Raw genomic sequence first — 21,775 nt, forward strand, 5'->3', positions numbered from 1 at the left:
AACGAGGGTTCAGCCATGAACACTTTTGTCACTTTCACGATCCTGGGCCTGGTCCTGGGATCGGTGTACGCGATCGCCGCCTCCGGACTGGTGCTCACGTACAACACGTCAGGCATCTTCAACTTCGCGCACGGTGCACAGGCAATGCTCGGTGCGTTCATCTACTGGCAGTTGCGCTACGGCTGGGAACTTCCCACCGTCGTCGCTTTGCTGATTTCACTCGTCCTGGTCGGGCCACTGATGGGCCTCGGCCTCTACGTCCTGATCATGAAGGGTCTGCGCGATACCGCCGAGGTCACCAAAATCGTTGTGACGGTCTCGATCCTGCTCGGAATGCTCTCGATCTCGCACTGGTTCTGGCACCCCGAAACTGCTCGGACGATGCAGATGTTCTTCGGCGACCAGTCCAAGATCACGGTGTTCGGCGCGAGCATTCGCTACCACGAGTTGATCTGCATCCTCGTTGCGATCGCCATCGCCGTCGGCCTGCGGATCCTGTTCACGCGCACCCGCGCCGGCGTCGCGATGCGCGGCGTCGTCGACGATCCGGAACTACTGCGCCTCAACGGGCACAATCCGGAGCGTCTCGCGGCACTCTCGTGGGCGATGGGTTCGACGCTCGCCGTCCTCGCCGGCATCCTGATCACCCCGATCAGCGGCGGCACACTCGAAGCGAACATGTTGACGCTCTTGGTGATCGACGCGTTTGCCGCGGCCATGTTCGGCCGGTTGCGCAGCATCCCGCGCACGTTTGTCGGCGCCGTGGTTCTCGGGCTTGCCGGTACGTACGTATTGGCGTACTTCCCGACGAGTTGGAGTTGGACGTCGAATTTCCGTGTCTCCCTGCCGATGATCGCGCTGTTCGTGGTGCTGATCGTGCTCCCACAGGACCGGTTGCGTGGCGCGGTCACCCGTACTCGCGAGCGTTACCACGTGCCGAGCGTGCGCAAGGCGGTCGTCTGGGGCGTGGCGCTGATCGTCATCGTGTACCTGATCCGTCTGCTGATGGTGACGTCCGCGGTCACCACACTGACCATCGGAATGACGTTCGCGATCATCGCACTCTCGCTCACCCTCCTCACCGGCTATGCGGGTGAATTGAACTTGGCGCCGGTGTCTTTCGGCGCTATCGCCACCATCGTGGCCTTCCACTTCGGGATCTCCGGTTCCGGATTGGCCGCGCACCTCAACCTGTGGGGCATCGTCGTCGGAGTCCTGGTCACCGCAGTCATCGGCGGCCTGGTTGCCCTGCCGGCGCTGCGACTTCGAGGACTGTATCTGGCGCTCGCGACCATGGCCTTCGGAGTGTTCCTCTCCAACATGGTCCTTCGTGACACCACCGAACACGAGATGTTCGGCATCCGTTACTCGCTGTTCAAGGACGGCAACATCGCCCTGCCGCCGCTGAAGATCGGCCCGCTCGATCTGAGCAACGAGACGGTGTTCCTGATGACCGTGACCGCGCTGTTCTCGGTACTCGGCGTCGGCGTCATCGCGTTGCGTAACAGCGGCTACGGGCGCCGACTCGCTGCGATGAAGGACAGCCCGGCCGGTTCGGCCATGCTCGGGCAGAGCCTGGTTCGGCTCAAGCTGAGCGTCTTCATGATCTCCTCGGGGATCGCCGGCCTCGGCGGCATTCTGATGTCGAGCGCCATGGGCTCCGTTTCGGGCGAAAGCTTTGCCATCATGGTCAGCCTCTCGCTGCTCATGCTGACCGTCGTCGCGGGTATCGGATACGTGACCGGCGCCCTGTTCGGTGGGCTCATGGCCGGAATCGGTTTTGCGGTCATCATGGTCTCGTTCACCAATCTGGCTTCGGCGCAACCGGAGTTGGAGGGAATGTGGCTGCTCTTCGGCAACATCGCGGCCGTCAGCCCGGCACTGATCGGCATCGGCGTCGGCGCGAACCCCAGCGGAACGGTCCACAGCGTGATCGAGGGCTACCGAAGGCTTGCCGATGCCAGGCCGGTTCTGATCAGCGGCGCCGCAGTTGTTCTGCTGACGTACGTCCTTGCCCTGACCGGCGTGCTCGGCAACTGGTGGTTCGCGTCCATCACGATTGCCGTGGTGTTCATGCTGCCGGTGATCGGTGAGATGGTCATGCCCAGTGCGGTTCTCACCCCGGAAGAACTGGCTGCCAAGTCGACAATCGTTCCCGAGGACGTCGGGATCGCCGTTCCGTACAGCCCCGAGATCCGTGACGAGATCGACCGCGAACTGGGGATTCCTCAGTACCAGGGCGGCTCGCCGAAGGAGTTGACCGCTCATGTCTGATGCACCACTTCTCGAAACACGCGGTGTGAGCGTTCGTTTCGGTGGACACGTCGCGGTCAAGGACGTTTCGCTCACCGTGCAACCCGGCACGGTGACGGGACTCATCGGACCGAACGGTGCCGGCAAGACGACGCTCTTCAACACCATCACCGGGCTGCAGAAACCCACGTCAGGTCAGGTGTTCCTCGGCGGCGTCGACGTGACGAAGCTACCGCCGCACAAGCGGGCAGGTCGCGGGCTTGCACGTACCTTCCAGCGGCTCGAACTGTTCGTCTCGCTGTCGGTGCGTGACAACCTGCGTGTCGCCGGAGACATCCACAAGGCGAACGGCCGCAACAAGATCGACGTGGACAGCGAGACGGATCGTCTGCTGGAGCTGACCGGGCTGACGGATGTCGCGGACAAGGACGTCGCGGACATCCCCACCGGACGCGCCCGCGTTGTCGAAGTTGCACGGGCGCTCATGACCGACCCGCGAGTGCTGCTGCTCGACGAACCGGCCTCGGGCCAGACCGAGCAGGAAACCGAGGTCTTTGCCGAGATGCTCACCGAGCTGGCGGCGGGTGGACTCGGAATCTGTCTGGTGGAGCACGACATTCCGCTGGTGATGAAGGTGTGCTCGACCATTCACGTGCTCGACTACGGCGCAGTCCTCGCCTCGGGCGATCCGGAGAAGATCCGGACGGATCCGGAAGTGATCGCGGCCTACATCGGGACCGAGGAGGAGGCGGTATGACTTCAGCGAAAATTGGCAAGGCGAAAATCGACGAGGGCATACGCAGCCCCGACCGCTCCGAACCGTTGCTCGAACTGTCCGGTGTCCGTGCCGGTTACGGATCCATCGAGGTTCTGCACGGGGTGGATCTGGTACTCGAACCGGGCGCAGTGGTGGCGCTGCTCGGACCCAACGGCGGCGGCAAGACGTCGACGCTCAAGATCTGCTCAGGCGTCCTGCCGGTCACCCGCGGCGAGTTCCGGCTCGCGGGCCAGGTCGTGAACGGCGTCGAGCCTTCGGAGTTGGCGAGGCTGGGCGTCTGCTCCATCCCCGAGGGGCGCGGGATCTTCGCGAACCTCACCGTGCGCGAAAATCTGTGGATCGCCACGGGAACGGGCGTCGGGTTGGCCGAACTCGAAGAGGTTGCGTACGGCAGGTTCCCGATCCTGGGGGAGCGGCGCGGACAGTTGGCCGGATCGATGTCCGGTGGTGAGCAGCAGATGCTGGCGCTGTCGCGGGCACTCGGCACTCACCCGACGGTGCTCCTGCTCGACGAGCTGTCGATGGGACTCGCACCTCGAATCGTCTCGCAGATGTACGACGTCGTCGGCTCACTTGCAGCCGAAGGCATTTCCATTCTGGTTGCCGAGCAGTTCGCGCGAGCGGTGCTGCCCATCGCGACCTCGGCCGCACTGATGTTGCAGGGACGCGTCGTGAAAACCGGCGATCCGCACGACATCGAAAACGAACTTTCTACCAGTTATCTAGGAGGATGACGATGACTACTCTCGCCGAAGATCGCCGTGAGGAATTCAAGAAGAACATCGCAGAGTTGAAGCTGGACAAGAAGCAGGCAGGCGGCGACGCTGCTACGCGCATCGCGGGCCTGGTGCTCATGGTCGTCGGAGTGGTCGGCGCCTTCGTCGTCTACATCTCCTCGCTGACGCTCTCGGACCTGCGTGATCTGGTGTCGTACCAGATCCTCACCGTGGTTTTCCTCGCCCTGACGGTGGTCGGCGCTGCGCTCTTCCTGGCCGCATCGGTGGCAAAGGTGCTGCGGCTGTGGTTGGTTCGCCAACTGCTCGAAGGTCAGGCCCAGACCGATCAGATCTCTCAGGCGCTGAGCACGCGCAACTGAACTTTGCGAAGGACCGACAGATGCCCGCCACGGAAAGTTCGTGGCGGGCATCTGTCGGTCTCGAAAACAGTGGTGTCTCGAAAACAGTGGTGTCTCGAAAACAGTTGGTGTCTCGGCTACACCGGGTCTGACAGTTACACGGACGGCGGCCGGGAATCGCGTCGGATCGGATGGTCCTCGGGAATCTGCACCATCACGATCGGTGTCCCGTCGGGGTCGGCGATCCACATCTCGTGCAGACCCCACGGTTCCTGCCTGGCCTCGCGGGCGATCTTGACCCCGGCGAGAACCAGTTCGGTCTGAGCGGCAGTCAGATCACGGACCTGCAGCCAGATCGCGCCGCGAAAGCCACCCTCACCGGTGCCGCCATGTGCGGCGACTTCGATCAGCCCTTGGCCGGCGAAGAAGACTGTGCCGCCTGGATATTCACGAGCGATCGCCAAACCGAGGGTGTCTCGGTAGAAGCTCAGCGTTCGTTCGTACTCGCTCGGGCGCAATATCGTACGGCTACTCAGAATCTCCACGTCAGCCTCCCGTCTCACACCTACTGTCTCAGAAGTACCAGGGATATGGTGACCAATCGGGATCGCGCTTCTCGAGGAACGAGTCGCGACCCTCGACGGCCTCGTCGGTCATGTACGCCAAACGTGTTGCCTCACCGGCGAACAGCTGCTGGCCGACCAACCCGTCGTCCTGCAGGTTGAACGCGTACTTGAGCATCCGCTGCGCCTGCGGCGACTTGCCGTTGATCTTGCCGGCCCAGTCGATCGCGACGTTCTCGAGTTCCGCGTGGTCGACAACCTTGTTGACGGCGCCCATCTGATGCATTTCCTCGGCGGTGTACGTCTCACCCAGGAAGAAGATCTCGCGGGCGAACTTCTGGCCCACCATCTTTGCCAGGTAGGCGCTGCCGTAGCCGCCGTCGAAGCTTCCGACGTCGGCGTCGGTTTGCTTGAAGCGAGCATGCTCGCGGCTCGCGAGCGTCAGGTCGCACACCACGTGCAGGCTGTGACCGCCGCCCGCAGCCCAGCCGTTGACCAGGCAGATGACTACCTTCGGCATGAAGCGGATCAGGCGCTGAACCTCGAGGATGTGCAGGCGTCCGGCGCGTGCCTTGTCGACGGTGTCCGCTGTTTCACCTTCGGCGTACTGGTAGCCGCTGCGGCCACGGATGCGCTGGTCTCCGCCCGAGCAGAACGCCCAGCCGCCGTCCTTCTCGCTCGGTCCGTTGCCGGTGAGGAGCACCGCTCCCACGTCGGAGGTCATGCGGGCGTGATCGAGGGCCCGGTACAACTCGTCGACGGTGTGCGGGCGGAACGCATTACGTACTTCCGGTCGGTCGAAGGCAACGCGAACGGTGCCTTGGCTGACATGCCGGTGGTACGTGATGTCGGTGAGGTTCTCGAATCCGGGGACAGGGCGCCAGAGCTGCGGGTTGAAGGTCACCTGAGCCACGATAGAGGCACGCCTCGCGCGGCTAACGGATACCTGAGGTAGAACACGTTCCCGGGCGCGCTAACGTGCAGGTCATGAGCGAACAAACCGCAGATGGCACGGAGATCGTCACAGACGGTGAGAACCGGGGCGGATTTCCACGGTTCCGGCACACTCCCGCAGGTCCGGACTTCGGCCGCTTCGTCGAAGCGATGCGCAGGTTGCAGGACCTTGCGGTCTCGACCAACGTGCCCGACGACGTACTCGCGGACATCGCCACGCAGGCCGAGGAGCTTGCCGATCGGTTGACGCCGTACGAGGTCCCGGAAGGCAAGTCGCCCGCGGGTTCCAACATTCAACTGCCCGGTCGCGGCAGCCTCCTCATGCTTCCGTGGATGGTCGAGAAGTTCGACACCGAAGGAGTCCGCAGTACCGGCGTCTTCCGCCGCTACCACCTGGGCGGCAACGGCGCCGCTCACGGCGGTGTCCTGCCCTTGTTGTTCGACGACGTCTTCGGGATGACGGTCCACGCGGGTGGCCGTCCGATCTCCCGCACCGGCTACCTCCACATCAACTACCGCGCCATCACTCCGCTCAATCAACAACTGGTGATCGAGGGGCAGGTGGATCGGGTCGAGGGTCGCAAGACTTTTGTCAGCGCGCGCCTGACCGACCTCGACGGCAAGCTCCTCGCCGACGGTGAGGCGCTCATGATCGAACTGCTTCCGGGACAGCCCTGACATGTTCCCCTCGTTCGACGATCTGATCGCGGACGCCGTGGTGCTCGCGCTGCCGATGCGAGTTCGCTTTCGCGGCATCACGACTCGTGAGGCGCTGCTCGTTCGCGGCCCGGCCGGGTGGGGAGAATTCGCCCCGTTCGTCGAGTACGACGACGAAGAGGCATCGCAGTGGCTGCTCGCGGGTATCGAAGCGGCGTGGCTGGGTCCGCCGCCGGCGCTTCGTGACGCAGTTCCCGTCAACGCGACCGTGCCGGCGATCGACGCGTTTGCCGTTCCGGAATTGTTGGAGCGCTTCCCCGGGGCCCGGACCGCCAAGGTCAAGGTCGCCGAGAAGGGGCAGTCGTTGGCGCAGGACGTCGCACGGGTGAACGAGGTGCGTCGGCACATCCCGAACGTGCGCGTCGACGCCAACGGCGGTTGGAGTGTGGACGAGGCGATCACGGCTTTGCGTGCGATCACCGAGGACGGTGACCTCGAATACGCCGAGCAGCCGTGTGCCAGCGTCGAGGAACTGGTCAGGGTTCGCGCCGCGGGGACCGGTGTGCGGATCGCTGCCGACGAGAGCATTCGCCGCGCCGAGGACCCGCTGCGCGTCGTACGAGCCGGGGGAGCGGACGTAGCCGTCGTGAAGGTGCCGCCACTGGGCGGAATGCGTGCTGTGGTGGCGCTGTCGGCGCAGCTGGCGGACTACGGGGTGCCGGTGGTGGTCTCGAGTGCGCTGGACACGGCTGTGGGGATGTCAGCGGGGCTGGCTGCCGCGGCAGCCTTGCCTTCGCTTCCGTTTGCCTGCGGCCTCGGCACCGGCGGCCTGTTCGTCCGGGATGTCGCGGTCACCGGGGCAGCCGTCGACGGCGCTTTGTCCGTTGGCGCGGTCGAGCCCGACCCCGTTCTACTCGAGACGCTGGCCGCGCCGGCGGACCGGCGCGACTGGTGGCTGGATCGTGCTCGGCGCTGCCATCGGATACTCGGCGGTAAGGACCTGCCGAATTTCGTATAGTCTCGGGCCCGACCTGATGAACATCAGTGCAGAATGAAGGGATCGAAAGTGGTTGCAGCTCTGAACGAAACCCTGCTCGAGGAATCACGGGTTCCCGCGGTCGTCGCGGACGTGCAGACCTTGATCGACGCAGAGGTTTCGGATAAGTCGGGGGCCTCAGGGCTGGCTCTCAAGGGTGGCTACGGCGCGGTCAAGAAGGTGAGCCCGTCCATCGTGCCGGACGCCGTCACCGCGCTTCTGCCGGCTTTCGTGGCAAAGCTCGAGCCGTACTGGCAGGACTTCTCGGCTTCCGGTGAAGGTAGCTTCGCCGATTTCATCAGCGCCCGCGGTGACGCGGTTGCCGATTCCCTCCTCGAGGTGACGGACGAGCGTATCGACGGCAGCGACAAGGCCGTCGTCAAGTCGATGTACTCGAAGCTGCGCGGTTCGGCCAAGAAGCATGTGACTGCAGCTCTGCCCCGTCTGGGCGAGCTGATCCAGAAGCACGCTGCCTAAGCGAACGTAAAACAACGAGTGGCCCGGGAGTTTCTCCCGGGCCACTCGTCGTTTTCGGTGCGTTTGTCAGTGAGCCGAATGGCCGTGGCGCCAGAAGCCGGTGAAGGTGATGTCGGTTTTGGCGTACTTCCGGTCGTTCACGAGATGCCGACGCAGCCCGGTGGTAAGCGCCTGTTCGCCGGCGACAAACGTGTACGACGGCCCCTCGGGCAGTTCGGCATCGCGGACGGTCTCGAGGGTCAGAACACCCGGTGTTGCGTGTTCGTCCTCGCGAACCAGCCAATGAACGTTGACGTTCGCCAGCTCCGGAATGTCTTGCTTGTCTTCGATGTTCGGAATCTCGACGAAGACCTCGGCACGCAGATCTGCGGGCGCGGTTTCCAGAATGCCGATGATCGCGGGAAGCGCACTCTCGTCGCCGACGAGCAGTTGCCACGTGGCCTCGGGAGTGGGGTTGTAGATGCACCCCTCGTCCAGGAGGGCGACCTTGTCGCCGGCCGACGCGGTGTCCGCCCACGCGGATGCCGGGCCGATGTCCCCGTGGTAGGCGAAGTCGATGTCGATCTCCGTGGTCTCGCCGAAGAGGCCTGATCCAGCTGCGCGGTAGGCGCGAATCGTGTAGTTGCGCACGACAGGTCGCGTGTCCTTGGACATCAACAGATACTGCGCGTACCAGAGATTGCTTGCCGCGCTCGGCAACCGGAGTTCACTCTGGCCGAGTTGCGGGATGAACATGCGGAACCACTGATCGGCACCCATCGGTGCGATGGTGGACAGTTCCTCGCCCGCAATGGTCACTCGGATGAAGCTGGGGCTGATTCGCTTGTTCGCCACGACCTGCGCCGACACGATGCTGCGTGAGGCCGGTTTCACGAACTTGGCGCGCTTGGCCATGACTGGTTGCTCCCTGATTATCTGCTACTCGTACCTAATCAGGTAACCCTAACCTGATTTAACCTCGCTGTGGAGTGGTGGGTCTGTCCTTTTCGACGACTTCGGGGGGAAGGCCCCACTGCGCTCGGCCCAGACGGCTCATCGGCGCTATTGCCGCGAAGTCCGGTAGCCCGTCGTCGGCCACGGCCTCGGGACGCACAGCGACCGCGACCACGTTTCCCATCACGACAAACGAATTACCGACCTCGATGACCTGGTGGAGCGTGCATTCGATGGCGATCGGGGAGTCGGCGACCCGGACGGGGCGAATCCGCTCGCTCGGCTCGCTACGGATGTTCAATTCGAGAAACTCGTCGGCCTCCGCGTCGTAGAAGGCGGAACTCTGGTTCACCACGTCGGCGAGCCTGGCAGTCGCAAGGTTGATCACGAATTCGCCGGTCGCTTCGATGTTGCGCAGACTGTCCTTACGTCCGACCGACGTGAACTGCACGATCGGCGGCGCCGAACTTGCCACGGTGAAGAAGCTGTACGGAGCCAGATTGCCGACGCCGTCGGCCGACACCGTGGACACCCACGCAATCGGCCGGGGGACCACCGAAGCGGTGAGTAACTGGTAGAACCGGCGGGGTTCGAGCTCGGCTGGATCGAAGAGTGTGCGCACCCACACATAATGCCGCTGTCCCCGCCCCTGGGCATGCTTGCGCCCGAACATCTGACACTCTTGAAGGCGTGAATCCGTCCACTGCACAAGCCACAGCCGTCGTCGACGAACTGGTTCGTGGTGGCGTGCGTGAAGTCGTGCTGTGTCCAGGCTCTCGCAACGCGCCCCTCGCATTTGCCCTACAGGCTGCCGACCTCGACGGCCGGTTGCGTCTGCACATGCGGATCGACGAGCGGACCGCAGGCTTTCTGGCACTCGGACTGGCAATCGCCGGGAAACGACCGGTCCCCATCGTGATGACCTCCGGGACCGCCGTCGCCAACCTCGGACCCGCTGTCCTCGAGGCCAACTATGCGCGGGTGCCGCTCGTCGTCCTGAGCGCGAACCGGCCGTACGAGATGCTCGGCACCGGCGCCAACCAGACCGTCGAACAGCTCGGGCTCTTCGGCAGTCAGGTCCGCGCAACCATCAGCCTCGGCCTGGCCGAAGACGATTCGACGCAGAACAGCCAGTGGCGCTCGGCGGTCTGCCGGGTCCTCGCCGCTGCCCGCGGAACCCGATCCGGAAACGCGGGCCCCGTGCATTTCGACATCCCGCTCCGTGAGCCGCTGGTGCCGGACGTGCACGTCCAGGGACCGGTTCCGGAAGGCCGTCCCGGTGGTGCGGCCTGGACCACCACGCAGAACGCGACGCTCGACGTTCCGGTCGATCTGGACCTCACCGCGGACACGGTGGTCATCTCCGGACACGGCAGTGCACTTCGACCCGAGCTGGCCGGCCTGCCGACGGTGGCCGAGCCGACGGCTCCGATGCACGGGATCGCGCTGCATCCACTCGCTCTCTCTCAACTCAAGCCCAAGCAGGCGATCATCACCGGCCGCCCGACGCTGCATCGCCAGGTCTCGAAGGTGTTGGCCGACCCGAGCGTCGACGTCTACGCGCTGACAACCGGGCCGCGCTGGCCCGACGTGTCCGGCAACGTACTCGCCACCGGTACCAGGGCAGTGGTCACCGGAACGCCAGATCCCGCGTGGATCGCTCGGTGCGCCGCGCTGACCGAACACGCCGAAACTGCCGTGCGTAAGCAACTCGACGCCCACCCCAAGGCCACCGGCCTGCACGTCGCAGCGGCCGTGATGGATGCGTTGGTGGACGGTGACCAGCTTCTGCTCGGCGCGTCCAATCCCGTTCGTGACGCGGCCCTCGTGAGCTACCCCAAGCCCGCGGTGCGGGTGCTGTCCAACCGCGGTGTCGCAGGTATCGACGGCACCGTCTCGGCGGCGGTCGGTGCCGCGTTGGCGTACGAGGGTGGCCGGACCGTCGCCCTCATGGGCGACCTGACATTCCTGCACGACGCTTCCGGACTGCTGATCGGGACCGGTGAGCCGAGGCCGAGCGACCTCACCATCGTCGTCGCCAACGACGACGGCGGCGGCATCTTCGAGCTCCTCGAACAAGGCGACCCGCAGTACGCCGGAGTCTTCGAGCGAGTCTTCGGAACTCCGCACGGCATGGACCTGGCCGCGCTCTGTGCGGCGTACCGCGTGCCACACGCAGCTGTCACCGTCGACGCCCTGGCCACGACGCTGGCGCAACCAGCCAACGGGATCCGTGTCCTCGAGGTCGCGACAGATCGCAGTGGGCTGCGCGAACTCCACGCTTCCGTGCGGGCGCAGCTGTGACGCAAACAGTTCTGCGTCGCTTTCGCATCGGCGTGCTGGTGGTTGCCGTCGGCATTTCGGTGCTCGCGGTCATCCTCGTCCTCGGTGCCTGGCGCAACGATCGGACCATCGAATCGAACATGGGCACAGCAACCGCCGAGGTGCTCTCGGCGGGATCGCTTCGGTCGGCGATCAGCTTCGTGACACCGGACGGCGCAAATCACAACCCTGAACTCGGTGTGCTCTACCCCACCAATCTGACTGTGGGACAACGTATCGAGGTGGAGTACTACAAGACGGACCCCGATTTGGTCAGGGTAGTCGGACGCAACGCGACCGTGGCGCTGATCCCGGCCGGATCCGTGATCGTCGTGACGTGGCTTCTGGCTGGACCGTCGATCTGGTACCTGCGCAAGCGGGAAGCACAGGCAGCGGGTTCGGCGCCGGTCGCCTCGAGTTAGTTCGCGCTTCGCCCGAACTTCACACGAACATGACGTGGACTTTTCCTGGCCCTGTCACCGTTCTCGGTGTGAGAGTAGCCATCGTTGCGGAGTCATTCCTGCCCAACATGAACGGCGTCACCAACTCGGTACTACGCGTGCTCGAACACCTCGATCGCACTGGCCACGACGCCATGGTCATTGCGCCGGACACCGTCGGATCCGACACCTCTGCCGCCACCGAACACGAAGGCGTTCAGGTGGTTCGGGTGCCCGCCGTCATGGTGCCCAAAGTCAGTTCACTCCCCGTCGGCCTGCCGCAACCGCGTCTGACGACGGCCGTGCGGACCTTCGCGCCCGACGTCGTACATCTGGCGTCACCGTTCCTGCTCGGTGCCGGGGGAGTCGCCGTCGCCAAACGCCTCGGAATCCCCACCGTCGCGGTTTACCAAACCGATGTCGCCGGATTTGCCGAAAGCTACGGGCTCGGCGTCACCAGCCGCGCCGCGTGGGCGTGGACCCGTCGAATCCACAAGAGCTGCAACAGGACCCTCGCGCCCTCCACGTCGGCAGTCGACGCCCTCGAAGAGCATGGCATTCCGCGTGTCCACCGGTGGGCCCGCGGCGTCGACGCACAGCGATTCGCGCCTTCGCGTCGTAGCTCGGGGTTGCGCCAGTCCTGGATCGGTGACAGCGACCGGTTGGTGGTCGGCTTCGTCGGTCGCCTCGCGCCCGAAAAGCACGTCGAACGGTTGGCGGCGCTGGCCGGCGATCCCAGTGTGCAGATCGTCGTCGTCGGAGACGGCCCGGACCGCCAGAATCTGCAGCGACTGATGCCGGACGCGATCTTCACCGGACAACTCGGCGGTACCGCGCTTGCTGACGCTTACGCCAGCCTGGACGTGTTCGTTCACCCCGGCGAGCACGAGACCTTCTGCCAGGCGGTTCAGGAAGCGCTCGCGAGCGGTGTGCCCGTCGTCGGCCCGGACGCCGGTGGCCCGCGTGACCTGATCTCGCATTGCCGCAACGGCTACCTCCTGCCGACGGACAGGTTCACCGAACTCCTGCCCAGCGCCGTCGACGCACTTCGCCAGCGTGATCTGCGAGTGCAGTTCGGCTCCGCAGCGAGGCGCTCGGTGCTGCACCGCACCTGGCCGGCCATCTGCGAAGAGCTGCTCCGTCACTACGAGGACGTGCAGGGCCTCGGGCGGCGAACGGGTGCCAGAGCAGCCTGAACGCCCTCGCTGCCCGAGGGTTGGTAGCGTTTCGGGTGTGGCCACTACACACGGAACCCGAGCAACTCTCGAGAAGCAACCGCACGAAGTCGCGTCGATGTTCGACGACGTCGCGGAGCGATACGACCTCACCAACACCGTGCTGTCCTTCGGCCAGGACAAGGGTTGGCGCAAGGCCACCCGCGAAGCCCTCGACCTCAAGCCGGGCGAGAAGGTGCTCGACCTCGCCGCCGGAACCGGAGTCTCGACCGTCGAGCTGGGACGCTCCGGTGCCTGGTGCGTCGCCACCGACTTCTCCAAGGGAATGCTCAAGGCGGGAATCTCGCGCAAAGTTCCGATGGTCGCGGGTGACGCGATGTACCTGCCCTATGCCGACAATGTGTTCGACGCCGCGACGATTTCCTTCGGCCTGCGCAACGTCTCCGACTTCGAGGCCGGACTTCGCGAGATCGCCCGCGTCACCAAGCCGGGCGGACGCCTCGTCGTCAGCGAGTTCTCGACGCCCGTCTTCGGGCCGTTCCGCACGGTCTACATGGAGTACCTCATGAAGGCGCTCCCGCAGGTCGCACGCACTGTCAGCAGCAACCCCGACGCCTACGTCTACCTCGCCGAATCGATCCGCGCCTGGCCGACCCAGGAAGAGCTGGCACGCAAGATCGAGGCTGCCGGATGGAAGAACGTCAAGTGGCGCAACCTCACCGGCGGCGTCGTGGCGCTGCATTACGCCACTGCCTGACTGCTGTGCGCCTTTATTAACCCCCGGCGGTTAATAAAGGCGCACAGCAGTTGCTCAACCGAACAGCGGTCGGGAGTCGATCTTTCTCGACGCGGCTCCTGACGCGCGCCAAGCCTTCGCCGTCAGATCGGCGTCGGCGTCGGTGACGAGGTTTCCCATCACCCGAACGGCGACCGTCATCAGTGCTCGTGAGCGCATCGCAATCGGACCCGACGCGGGCAGGAACTGCGGAACCGTCAGCAGCCCTGCGAGCCGGCGCGCTACCGAGAATGCCTGCCCGTAATGCTCCCGCAGCACGCTCGGCCACAGCTCCGTCAGATCGTCGGCGCCCAGCTGTTCGATCACCAAACGTCCGCCTTCGAGGCCGTAGTCGATGCCCTCACCGTTGAGCGGGTTCACGCACGCTGCGGCGTCACCGATCACGGCCCAGTTGCGTCCGGCGATGTTGGAGACGGCGCCGCCCATGGGTAGCAAAGCCGAAGCGACGGAATGTATTTCGCTGCTCCACTGCCACTCGCTTCGGCGCTGATCGGTGTAGAGGTCGAGCAAAGGTCGCAGGGCGCCTGGTGCCGGACGCTTGGACGTCGCCAGTGTCCCGACGCCGATGTTCACCTCGCCGGTGCCGAGCGGGAAGATCCAGCCGTACCCCGCCTGCAACGTGCCCTCGGCGTCCCGCAGTTCCAGATGCGAGGTGATCCACGGGTCGGCGCTGCGCGGCGTCGCGACGTAAGCGCGTGCCGCGACGCCGTACGCGGTGTCCCGGTGCCACTGCCGTCCCAGCTTCTTGCCGAGCGTCGAGCGAACGCCGTCGGCGATGATCAGCGTCCGACAACGAAGGGTGCTGCGTCCCGAGGGGCCGGCGAGTACGACGGCGGCTACTCGATCACCGTCGAGTTCGACGTCCACTGCTTTAGTGCCCTCGACCATGACCGCGCCGGATTCGACGGCGCACCGGCGAATGGCGTCATCGAGTTCGGTGCGGGGGATGGCGCTGCCGATCGGTGGAAACGACGTCCCTGGCCACTCGAGTTCGAGTTCTTGTCCGAAGCCGGACAACCGCAGGCCCTTGTTCGTCGTATGTGACCGAACCCACTCGCCGAGGCCGAGGAGATCCAGTTCGGCTACGGCGCGCGGAGTGAGTCCATCACCACAAGTCTTGTCTCGCGGGAAGACGGCAGCGTCCACCAGCACGACGTCTCGGCCGCTGCGGGCGGCCCATGCAGCGGCCGAAGAACCCGCGGGACCTGCGCCGATGACCACAATGTCGGTTTCGGTCGGAAGCGAATCGACGACGGGGGACTGCTCATCTACGGACACACTCACATCTTCCCAGGCTCGCGATCGCCACCGTGGCGAGGCCGTCCCGAGTGCGAACCGCTAGGTTCACTACCGTGGGAACCGAGCCGTCACTGACGACAGGAATGGGTACTGACATCGTGAGCACCGAAAAGACTGCTGCCGACGCAACCGGATCGAGCACCGTCGTTGCAGGCATCGACCTGGGCGACGAACAGCTCGCCGCAGTAGTGCGTGGTGGACTCTCCGATGTCGAGGAGTTGTTGGTCAGCGAGCTGTCCGACGGCGAAGACTTCCTCACCGAGGCCGCGCTGCACCTCGCGCGAGCCGGTGGAAAGCGCTTCCGTCCGTTGTTCACGATCCTGACCGCGCAACTCGGACCGGTGCCGAACGATCCGTCGATCATCACCGCAGCGACCGTCACCGAACTCGTTCACCTCGCGACGCTCTATCACGACGACGTCATGGACGAGGCGTCCATGCGCCGCGGGGCACCCAGCGCCAACGCCCGATGGGGCAACAGCGTGGCGATCCTGGCCGGCGACTATCTGTTCGCGCACGCATCACGACTGGTGTCGACGCTCGGACCCGAAGCAGTTCGGATCATCGCCGAAACCTTCGCCGAGCTGGTCACCGGCCAGATGCGCGAGACGATCGGCGTCAAGAAGGAGCAGGATCCGGTCGAGCATTACCTCAAGGTCGTGTGGGAGAAGACCGGTTCGCTGATCGCTGCCTCGGGACGCTTCGGCGGCACCTTCTCCGGCGCCGACGCAGCTCACATCGAGCGCCTCGAGCGCCTGGGTGATGCCGTCGGCACCGCGTTCCAGATCTCCGACGACATCATCGACATCTCGTCCGTCTCGGCGCAGTCCGGCAAGACACCGGGTACCGACCTGCGTGAGGGCGTCCACACCCTGCCCGTCCTGTACGCATTCCGCGAAGAAGGGGCCGACGCAGATCGTCTCCGTGAGTTGCTCGCGGGTCCGGTAACCGAAGACGCCCTGGTAGAAGAAGCCCTCGAACTGCTCGAGCGTTCGCCGGGCATGGTCAAGGCGAAGGCAAAGCTGGGCGAGTACGCCGTCGCGGCCAAGGCTCAGTTGGCCGAACTGCCCCAGGGGCCTGCAAACGAAGCGCTGGTGCGTCTCGTGGACTACACGATCGAACGAGTCGGCTGACACCTCGACGAATCGGGGCTTCCGGGGGAAACCCCGACGAGCTCTGGGTGGGAACCCTGATGGCCCTGTCCTTCGTTGACTGAACAGAACCGGTGCATACGCCGGGGAGTTCGGGTGAGCCTTCGGCTCCGGCGAGGCAAGAGGTGAGCGGTTTGCACGGCTACGCGAACGGTGCGAAGACATTCGGGTTGTTGGTGGGGATGTCGGCGCTGATCGTCTTCATCGGCTCGCTGTTCAACAGCCCGTTCCTCCTGTGGGGATCCGTTCTCTTTGCCGTCGGCATGAATGCCTACGTGTACTTCAACAGCGACAAGTTGGCGCTCCGATCGATGCGCGCCCAGCCCATCACCGAGGTCGAGGCGCCGGCGATCTACCGCATCGTGCGCGAACTCGCCACGACAGCGCACCAACCGATGCCTCGGCTGTACATCAGCCCCACGAACGCCCCGAATGCGTTTGCCACCGGTCGTAATCCCCGTCACGCCGCCGTGTGCGTGACCAGCGGCATCATGCAGATCTTGAACGAACGCGAATTGCGGGCCGTGCTCGGGCACGAACTCTCCCACGTCTACAACCGGGACATTCTGATCTCGTCTGTGGCCGGCGCGATGGCCAGCGTCATCTCGGGCCTGGCCAACTTCGCGATGTACGCGAGCATCTTCGGTGGCCGAGGGAACGGGCAGGGAACTAATCCGATCGCGCTGCTGCTGGTCTCCCTGTTGGGGCCGATCGCGGCAACCGTGGTCAAGCTGGCCGTCTCGCGCTCTCGCGAGTACCAGGCGGATCAATCGGGGGCCGAGCTCACCGGTGACCCGTTGGCGTTGGCGTCAGCGCTGCGCAAGCTCGAGTCGGGCGTCGCGGCCGCGCCGTTGCCGCCCGAGCCGAAGCTCGCGGCCCAGTCCCACCTGATGATCGCCAACCCCTTCAGAGCGGGGGACAAGGTGAGCAAGCTGTTCTCGACGCATCCGCCCATGGCGGACCGGATCGAGCGGTTGGAGAAGATGGCCGGGGTGTAGGGCCTTCGGCCCCTGTGCGCGGTTAGGTAGTCCCAGGACTCCTTAACCGCGCACAGGGGTGCAGCCCCTACTACCGGTAGTTCACGAACTGCAGGGCGATCCCGAAGTCCTCACCCTTGAGCAGGGAGATGACACCCTGGAGGTCGTCGCGCTTCTTGCTACTCACCCGAAGCTCTTCACCCTGGATCTGCGCCTTGACGCCCTTGGGACCCTCGTCGCGGATCTTCTTGGTGATCTTTTTCGCGTTCTCGCTGGTGATGCCCTGGACCAAGGTTCCGGACAGCTTGTAGATCTTTCCGGACTGCGCCGGCTCGCCGGCATCGAATGCCTTCAGTGAGATGTCACGACGGATCAGCTTCTCCTTGAACACGTCGAGGGCAGCCAGCAGTCGCTCCTCGGTGTCGGCGTTCAACGTGATCGTCTCTTCACCAGACCACTCGATCGACGCTCCCGTGTTTCGGAAGTCGAAACGCGTGGTCAACTCCTTGGCAGCCTGATGCAGAGCGTTGTCCACCTCTTGACGGTCTACTTTGCTCACCACGTCGAAGGACGAATCAGCCACTTCACACTCCCGCTTTCCGGTAGTTCACGAACATCGAGTTCCGCCCACCTTCCATACCGGTGGACACCTCGACGTTATCGGGTCGGCACCGCCCGTTACCACCCGGTTTGCAAAATGGGGGTGTGTTCGTTGTATTCTTCTCACCGCACCGAGGAAGCCGTTTTCGGCCGCCGCACGTCGCGATATACTTGCGAATGCGCCGGATCGAAGCCTGGTGCAAGCACGGCAGATTGCCCGAGCGGCCAATGGGAGCGGACTGTAAATCCGTCGGCTTATGCCTACGTAGGTTCGAATCCTACATCTGCCACACCAAGTCAGCCCCGATTCTCTTTCCGAGAATCGGGGCTGACTTTTTTTGTGCTTGTTCCGACGTCGGCGGATGGCAGGTGACGCGTACCTGCTGCGGCTCAGGGGAGGACTCCGGGGGAGTGCGGGGCCAAGTTGGTTCTCGCAAAGCCCTCGCCACAGGCCCCGATCGGTGCAAGAATGGGCTCCGGCACCATTTTTGCCCCGATGACCAGCGGATTTGGTGCTGGCGCTCGTTCGTGTGTAATCTTTCGGAGGCTTCAAGAGAGCGGCAACGCACTCCTGAGCCACGCCCCCTTAGCTCAGTCGGTAGAGCGTTTCCATGGTAAGGAAAAGGTCAACGGTTCGATTCCGTTAGGGGGCTCGCTGGATTGTGGTGCCGTGCTTTCCGCGCGACACTCGACACCGAGGCGGTGTAGCTCAGTTGGTAGAGCAAACGACTCATAATCGTTGCGTCGCCGGTTCAAGTCCGGTCACCGCTACACAATATGCATGATCCACCCTGATTGCTCGTAATCAGATACACCCGAAAGAAGGCATCCCGTGGCCTCCTCGACCGACGTTCGGCCCAAGATCACCTTGGCCTGCGAGGTATGCAAGCACCGCAACTACATCACCAAGAAGAATCGGCGCAACGACCCCGATCGCCTGGAGCTCAAGAAGTTCTGCCCCAACTGCGGAACCCACCAGTCGCACCGCGAGTCGAAGTAGTAAGTCCTTAACCGGACGACGATTTTCGCGGAAGACCCTCTCCGGGCCTGCGTCTTCGGGTCCTAGCTAGAAGAGAGTCTCACCGCGTGACAGATTTGCAAGAGAACCAGGCAGCGGCCGAGGTCCCTACGGACCCGGCCGCTCATGCCGTCCAGATGGTCGGTCATCACTATCGTGTCGAAGACTTCTACGAGGTCGGACGCGAGAAGGTGCGCGAGTTCGCTCGCGCCGTCCAGGACGCGCATCCCGCGCACTACGACGAGTCGGCAGCCAAAGGCCTCGGATACGACGGTCTGATCGCTCCCATCACTTTTGTCGCAATCGTGGGTGCCATTGCTCAGCGACGTCTGTTCGAAGAGATCGTCACTGGCTACGACTTGAGTCAGATTCTTCAGACCGATCAGCGGTTGGTGCTGCACAAGCCTATGCAGGTCGGTGACCGACTCTTCTGCGATGTCTTCCTGGACTCGTTCAGGCAGGCCGCAGGTAGCGACATCATCGTGACCAAGAACATCATCACCGATCAGAACGACGAGGCAGTTGTCACCACGTGGACAACGCTTGTCGCTCGAACCGGTGGGGAAGTGGACGAGAACATCGCCCACGCAGTCAAGGACGTGATGATGCATGTCGCTTCGTAAATTCTCCGACGTGAGTGTCGGCGAACTTCTCCCCGAGAAGTCCGTCACCCTGACACGCGGAAACCTCGCCAACTATGCCGGTGTCTCGGGAGATCCGAACCCGATTCACTTCAGTGACGAGGTTGCACGACTTGCCGGCTTGCCGGACGTGGTTGCGCACGGCATGCTCTCCATGGGCATCGGTGCCGGTTACGTCACCGAATGGCTGGGAGATCCGGGCGCAGTGACCGAGTACAACGTACGGTTCACGAGCCCGGTCATCGTGGCGGCCGACAAGGCTGCCGCGATCGATTTCACCGCCAAGGTGAAGTCGGTCGACGAAGAAAGCAAGACCGCAGTACTGGCAATCGTGGCCAAGTCCGAAGGTAAGAAGATCTTCGGTCGTGCCACTGCCACGGTCCGTCTAGCCTGATCGCAGGGCGGATTGTGTTTGTTCCGGGGCTTTGAAGTACACTGAGATTTCTGGGATTCCTCAGCGCTGCGCGCTGCCCTGAATGTTGCAAGGCATTCACCTCGGGTAGCGCGTATGTTGTGTGATCGCAGAACGGTTGATTCAGGCAGGGTCTACCTGTCGAGGTCAACCAAAGGGGCGTAGCTCAACTGGCAGAGCAGCGGTCTCCAAAACCGCAGGTTGCAGGTTCAAGTCCTGTCGCCCCTGCCCCCGGATGCCAGCGACTGAGAGGAACGACGTGAGCGAGGAGCGCGCCAAGCGCGACGCCGACACTTCGGATGCGGAGACTTCACCGTCTGCCGATTCGACCGGTGTCGACGACACTGCAGCTGACGCGACTACGCGTTCCGATCTGTCGCTGGACAAGGACGGTGCCGAAGAGGCTCCCTCCGTATCCAGTGGGGTTTCCAACAAGCCGACCGGCAAGCGCGCTGCACGCGGCGCCTCGGTCAGCGCGTCCACCGTGAAGACTCCGGCCCGGACGGCATCCCGGACATCATCGGCGAAGCCGACTGCAACGAACCCCGGCAAGAAGCCCAAGGCGAAGAAAGACAACATCTTCAAGCGCCTGCGCAAATTCTTCCGCGAGGTCATCGCAGAACTCCGTAAGGTCATCTGGCCGAACCGCAAGCAGATGATCACCTACACCAGCGTCGTGCTGACGTTCGTGGTCTTCATGGTCGCTTTCATCAGCGGCGTCGATATCGCTGTGATCAAGGGTGTCACCTGGCTGTTCGGCTGATCGCCGTAGCAGTCGGGCGTCTTTGCCTGCGAGCGCGACAAGACCCGACCCGGGTCCGAGTAACGAGAGGAAGCGAGTGCCCCAGTGAGCACCCCCGAGAACGACACGAATGAGGCTTTGGCCGAAGAGCGTGTTTCTGCCGAGGCGGCAGCCGAAGTAGACGTCGTGGTTGCCGAAGGCACCGATGCAGACGTTGCCGAAGGCACCGATGCAGACGTTGCCGAAGACGCTGCCGACACTGCAGCGACCGAGGACGTCATCTCCGACGATGCCGAGAACTCCGACGAGGCCGCTCCCGCCGCCGAGCTCGAGGTCGAGGATCCCGTTGCCGAACTGAAGGCTGCGCTGCGTCGCGCCCCGGGTGACTGGTACGTCATCCACTCGTACGCCGGTTACGAGAACAAGGTCAAGACCAACCTCGAGACTCGCGTTCAGAACCTCGACGTCGGTGACTACATCTTCCAGGTGGAAGTTCCCACCGAAGAGGTCACCGAGATCAAGAACGGCCAGCGCAAGCAGGTCAACCGCAAGGTTCTGCCCGGATACATCCTCGTTCGCATGGAGCTCAACGACGAGTCGTGGGGCGCAGTGCGCAACACGCCTGGTGTCACCGGTTTTGTCGGTGCCACGTCGCGTCCCTCGCCGCTGACCCTCAACGAGGTCGTCAAGTTCCTGCTCCCGCAGCAGGAGCAGAAGAAGCAGCAGGCTGCAGCGGCCGCCGTCGCAGCAGGCGAGGCACCGTCCGAGTCCTTCGGCAAGCCCCTCATCGAGGTCGACTTCGAGGTCGGCGAGTCGGTCACCGTCATGGACGGTCCGTTCGCAACCCTTCCGGCCAGCATCAGCGAGGTCAACGGCGAGCAGCAGAAGCTCAAGGTTCTCGTGTCGATCTTCGGTCGTGAAACCCCGGTTGAGCTCAACTTCAACCAGGTCGCGAAGATCTGACCACCCCAAAACTTGCAATTTGTTCGACGCAAGACACACACCCAAGCTAGAAACTAGGAACTAGAGATGCCCCCAAAGAAGAAGAAGCTCGCCGGGCTCATCAAGCTGCAGATCCAGGCAGGTCAGGCTAACCCTGCACCTCCCGTGGGTCCCGCGCTCGGTCAGCACGGCGTGAACATCATGGAGTTCTGCAAGGCCTACAACGCGGCGACTGAGTCCCAGCGCGGCAACGTTGTGCCGGTCGAGATCTCGGTCTACGAAGACCGGACCTTCGATTTCAAGCTGAAGACCCCTCCCGCCGCCAAGCTGCTCCTCAAGGCAGCCGGCGTCGCCAAGGGCTCCGGCGAACCGCACAAGACCAAGGTTGCCTCGGTGACCATGGATCAGGTGCGCGAAATCGCGAAGACCAAGGCTGAAGACCTCAATGCCAATGACATCGAGCAGGCCGCGAAGATCATCGCCGGCACCGCTCGCTCCATGGGCATCACGGTCCAGGGCTAGTAGCCCGCTCCA

At 63.9% G+C, this 21,775-nt stretch carries 25 protein-coding genes and 4 tRNA genes; 23 read left to right on the top strand and 6 right to left on the bottom strand.

Annotated elements, in window-relative coordinates; genetic code table 11:
- The first annotated feature begins 15 nt into the window (after nt 1-15).
- The 4 genes from ACFT1A_RS12100 to ACFT1A_RS12115 are packed head-to-tail and all read left to right on the top strand — an operon-like array spanning nt 16 to nt 4,127.
- Nucleotides 16-2,274, top strand: coding sequence for an ABC transporter permease (locus ACFT1A_RS12100; RefSeq protein WP_378447166.1), 2,259 nt, complete (start codon nt 16-18; stop codon nt 2,272-2,274).
- A complete protein-coding gene (locus ACFT1A_RS12105; RefSeq protein WP_020968954.1) occupies nt 2,267-3,010 on the top strand; it encodes an ABC transporter ATP-binding protein in 744 nt (247 codons plus the stop codon). Before ACFT1A_RS12100 ends, ACFT1A_RS12105 begins: the two co-directional genes overlap by 8 nt.
- Nucleotides 3,007-3,765, top strand: coding sequence for an ABC transporter ATP-binding protein (locus ACFT1A_RS12110; RefSeq protein ID WP_378447167.1), 759 nt, complete (start codon nt 3,007-3,009; stop codon nt 3,763-3,765). The genes ACFT1A_RS12105 and ACFT1A_RS12110 overlap by 4 nt, the downstream gene beginning before the upstream one ends.
- 2 nt (nt 3,766-3,767) lie before the next feature.
- Nucleotides 3,768-4,127 carry a hypothetical protein gene (locus tag ACFT1A_RS12115; RefSeq protein ID WP_003942018.1) on the top strand — a complete coding sequence of 120 codons (360 nt, stop codon included), beginning with the start codon at nt 3,768-3,770 and terminating at the stop codon, nt 4,125-4,127.
- A gap of 134 nt (nt 4,128-4,261) precedes the next feature.
- Here ACFT1A_RS12115 and ACFT1A_RS12120 read toward each other — a convergent pair whose 3' ends face one another.
- Together ACFT1A_RS12120 and ACFT1A_RS12125 are read right to left on the bottom strand one after the other, a co-directional pair.
- A complete protein-coding gene (locus ACFT1A_RS12120; protein ID WP_230812137.1) occupies nt 4,262-4,651 on the bottom strand; it encodes a VOC family protein in 390 nt (129 codons plus the stop codon).
- A gap of 28 nt (nt 4,652-4,679) precedes the next feature.
- The gene (locus ACFT1A_RS12125; RefSeq protein WP_024487301.1) at nt 4,680-5,573 is read right to left on the bottom strand and encodes a 1,4-dihydroxy-2-naphthoyl-CoA synthase; all 894 of its coding nucleotides are present in this window, start codon (nt 5,571-5,573) and stop codon (nt 4,680-4,682) included.
- Between the two features lie 83 nt (nt 5,574-5,656).
- Here ACFT1A_RS12125 and ACFT1A_RS12130 point away from each other — a divergent pair, with 83 nt between their 5' ends.
- The 3 genes from ACFT1A_RS12130 to ACFT1A_RS12140 are packed head-to-tail and all read left to right on the top strand — an operon-like array spanning nt 5,657 to nt 7,793.
- The gene (locus ACFT1A_RS12130; protein ID WP_378447168.1) at nt 5,657-6,301 is read left to right on the top strand and encodes a PaaI family thioesterase; all 645 of its coding nucleotides are present in this window, start codon (nt 5,657-5,659) and stop codon (nt 6,299-6,301) included.
- 1 nt (nt 6,302) lies between these two features.
- Nucleotides 6,303-7,298: an o-succinylbenzoate synthase gene (locus ACFT1A_RS12135; protein WP_378447169.1), complete on the top strand. Its 996-nt coding sequence runs from the start codon at nt 6,303-6,305 to the stop codon at nt 7,296-7,298.
- Nucleotides 7,299-7,346: 48 nt separating this feature from the next.
- Complete coding sequence (locus tag ACFT1A_RS12140; RefSeq protein WP_378447170.1) at nt 7,347-7,793, top strand: DUF6918 family protein; 447 nt, start codon at nt 7,347-7,349, stop codon at nt 7,791-7,793.
- A gap of 66 nt (nt 7,794-7,859) precedes the next feature.
- Here the strand turns inward: ACFT1A_RS12140 and ACFT1A_RS12145 are convergent, their stop codons facing one another.
- Together ACFT1A_RS12145 and ACFT1A_RS12150 are read right to left on the bottom strand one after the other, a co-directional pair.
- A complete protein-coding gene (locus ACFT1A_RS12145) occupies nt 7,860-8,687 on the bottom strand; it encodes a siderophore-interacting protein (RefSeq protein WP_378447171.1) in 828 nt (275 codons plus the stop codon).
- A 58-nt stretch (nt 8,688-8,745) separates the two neighbouring features.
- Nucleotides 8,746-9,348 (bottom strand): flavin reductase family protein, encoded by a 603-nt coding sequence (locus tag ACFT1A_RS12150; RefSeq protein WP_378447172.1) that lies wholly within the window; start codon nt 9,346-9,348, stop codon nt 8,746-8,748.
- Nucleotides 9,349-9,416: 68 nt separating this feature from the next.
- On the opposite strand from ACFT1A_RS12150, the gene menD reads away from it, so the two are divergent.
- The 4 genes from menD (at nt 9,417) to ACFT1A_RS12170 (ending at nt 13,420) form a co-directional block, all read left to right on the top strand.
- Nucleotides 9,417-11,030, top strand: coding sequence for a 2-succinyl-5-enolpyruvyl-6-hydroxy-3-cyclohexene-1-carboxylic-acid synthase (gene menD, locus ACFT1A_RS12155; RefSeq protein ID WP_378447173.1), 1,614 nt, complete (start codon nt 9,417-9,419; stop codon nt 11,028-11,030).
- Entirely contained in the window at nt 11,027-11,470 is a 444-nt protein-coding gene (locus ACFT1A_RS12160) for a DUF3592 domain-containing protein (RefSeq protein ID WP_378447174.1), read from the top strand. Before menD ends, ACFT1A_RS12160 begins: the two co-directional genes overlap by 4 nt.
- A gap of 68 nt (nt 11,471-11,538) precedes the next feature.
- Nucleotides 11,539-12,684: a glycosyltransferase family 4 protein gene (locus ACFT1A_RS12165; RefSeq protein ID WP_378447175.1), complete on the top strand. Its 1,146-nt coding sequence runs from the start codon at nt 11,539-11,541 to the stop codon at nt 12,682-12,684.
- Between the two features lie 37 nt (nt 12,685-12,721).
- Nucleotides 12,722-13,420 (top strand): demethylmenaquinone methyltransferase, encoded by a 699-nt coding sequence (locus tag ACFT1A_RS12170; protein ID WP_113682373.1) that lies wholly within the window; start codon nt 12,722-12,724, stop codon nt 13,418-13,420.
- A 54-nt stretch (nt 13,421-13,474) separates the two neighbouring features.
- On the opposite strand, the gene ACFT1A_RS12175 is transcribed toward ACFT1A_RS12170, so the two are convergent.
- Nucleotides 13,475-14,737, bottom strand: a complete 1,263-nt coding sequence (locus ACFT1A_RS12175) for a geranylgeranyl reductase family protein (protein WP_378447176.1) — start codon at nt 14,735-14,737, stop codon at nt 13,475-13,477.
- 104 nt (nt 14,738-14,841) lie between these two features.
- Between ACFT1A_RS12175 and ACFT1A_RS12180 the strand changes: the two genes are divergently transcribed.
- Together ACFT1A_RS12180 and htpX are read left to right on the top strand one after the other, a co-directional pair.
- On the top strand, nt 14,842-15,891 hold the full coding sequence (locus ACFT1A_RS12180; RefSeq protein ID WP_378447274.1) for a polyprenyl synthetase family protein: 1,050 nt from the start codon (nt 14,842-14,844) through the stop codon (nt 15,889-15,891).
- Between the two features lie 152 nt (nt 15,892-16,043).
- A complete protein-coding gene (gene htpX / locus ACFT1A_RS12185) occupies nt 16,044-16,907 on the top strand; it encodes a zinc metalloprotease HtpX (protein ID WP_378447275.1) in 864 nt (287 codons plus the stop codon).
- A gap of 70 nt (nt 16,908-16,977) precedes the next feature.
- Here the strand turns inward: htpX and ACFT1A_RS12190 are convergent, their stop codons facing one another.
- Entirely contained in the window at nt 16,978-17,469 is a 492-nt protein-coding gene (locus ACFT1A_RS12190; protein ID WP_283305038.1) for a YajQ family cyclic di-GMP-binding protein, read from the bottom strand.
- A gap of 224 nt (nt 17,470-17,693) precedes the next feature.
- Here ACFT1A_RS12190 and ACFT1A_RS12195 point away from each other — a divergent pair.
- The 10 genes from ACFT1A_RS12195 to rplK all read left to right on the top strand — a co-directional run bounded on the left by ACFT1A_RS12195 (nt 17,694) and on the right by rplK (nt 21,763).
- Nucleotides 17,694-17,776 (top strand) — tRNA-Tyr (locus ACFT1A_RS12195).
- 290 nt (nt 17,777-18,066) lie between these two features.
- Nucleotides 18,067-18,139: transfer RNA gene (locus tag ACFT1A_RS12200), tRNA-Thr, on the top strand.
- 45 nt (nt 18,140-18,184) lie between these two features.
- Nucleotides 18,185-18,257, top strand: a tRNA-Met gene (locus tag ACFT1A_RS12205).
- Nucleotides 18,258-18,318: 61 nt separating this feature from the next.
- Nucleotides 18,319-18,486 (top strand): 50S ribosomal protein L33, encoded by a 168-nt coding sequence (rpmG, locus tag ACFT1A_RS12210; protein WP_003941903.1) that lies wholly within the window; start codon nt 18,319-18,321, stop codon nt 18,484-18,486.
- Nucleotides 18,487-18,572: 86 nt separating this feature from the next.
- Nucleotides 18,573-19,127, top strand: coding sequence for a (3R)-hydroxyacyl-ACP dehydratase subunit HadA (gene hadA, locus ACFT1A_RS12215; RefSeq protein WP_019744315.1), 555 nt, complete (start codon nt 18,573-18,575; stop codon nt 19,125-19,127).
- Entirely contained in the window at nt 19,114-19,539 is a 426-nt protein-coding gene (gene hadB, locus ACFT1A_RS12220; RefSeq protein ID WP_378447177.1) for a (3R)-hydroxyacyl-ACP dehydratase subunit HadB, read from the top strand. The genes hadA and hadB overlap by 14 nt, the downstream gene beginning before the upstream one ends.
- A gap of 173 nt (nt 19,540-19,712) precedes the next feature.
- A tRNA-Trp gene (locus ACFT1A_RS12225) sits at nt 19,713-19,785 on the top strand.
- A 31-nt stretch (nt 19,786-19,816) separates the two neighbouring features.
- Nucleotides 19,817-20,320, top strand: a complete 504-nt coding sequence (gene secE, locus ACFT1A_RS12230; protein ID WP_378447178.1) for a preprotein translocase subunit SecE — start codon at nt 19,817-19,819, stop codon at nt 20,318-20,320.
- Nucleotides 20,321-20,404: 84 nt separating this feature from the next.
- Nucleotides 20,405-21,262 (top strand): transcription termination/antitermination protein NusG, encoded by an 858-nt coding sequence (gene nusG, locus ACFT1A_RS12235; protein WP_050655835.1) that lies wholly within the window; start codon nt 20,405-20,407, stop codon nt 21,260-21,262.
- A gap of 66 nt (nt 21,263-21,328) precedes the next feature.
- On the top strand, nt 21,329-21,763 hold the full coding sequence (gene rplK / locus ACFT1A_RS12240) for a 50S ribosomal protein L11 (RefSeq protein ID WP_003941896.1): 435 nt from the start codon (nt 21,329-21,331) through the stop codon (nt 21,761-21,763).
- Nucleotides 21,764-21,775: the final 12 nt, after the last annotated feature.

It is taken from the genome of Rhodococcus sp. NPDC057135, from assembly GCF_042670865.1.
In the GTDB taxonomy this organism is placed as follows: Bacteria; Actinomycetota; Actinomycetes; order Mycobacteriales; family Mycobacteriaceae; genus Rhodococcus_F.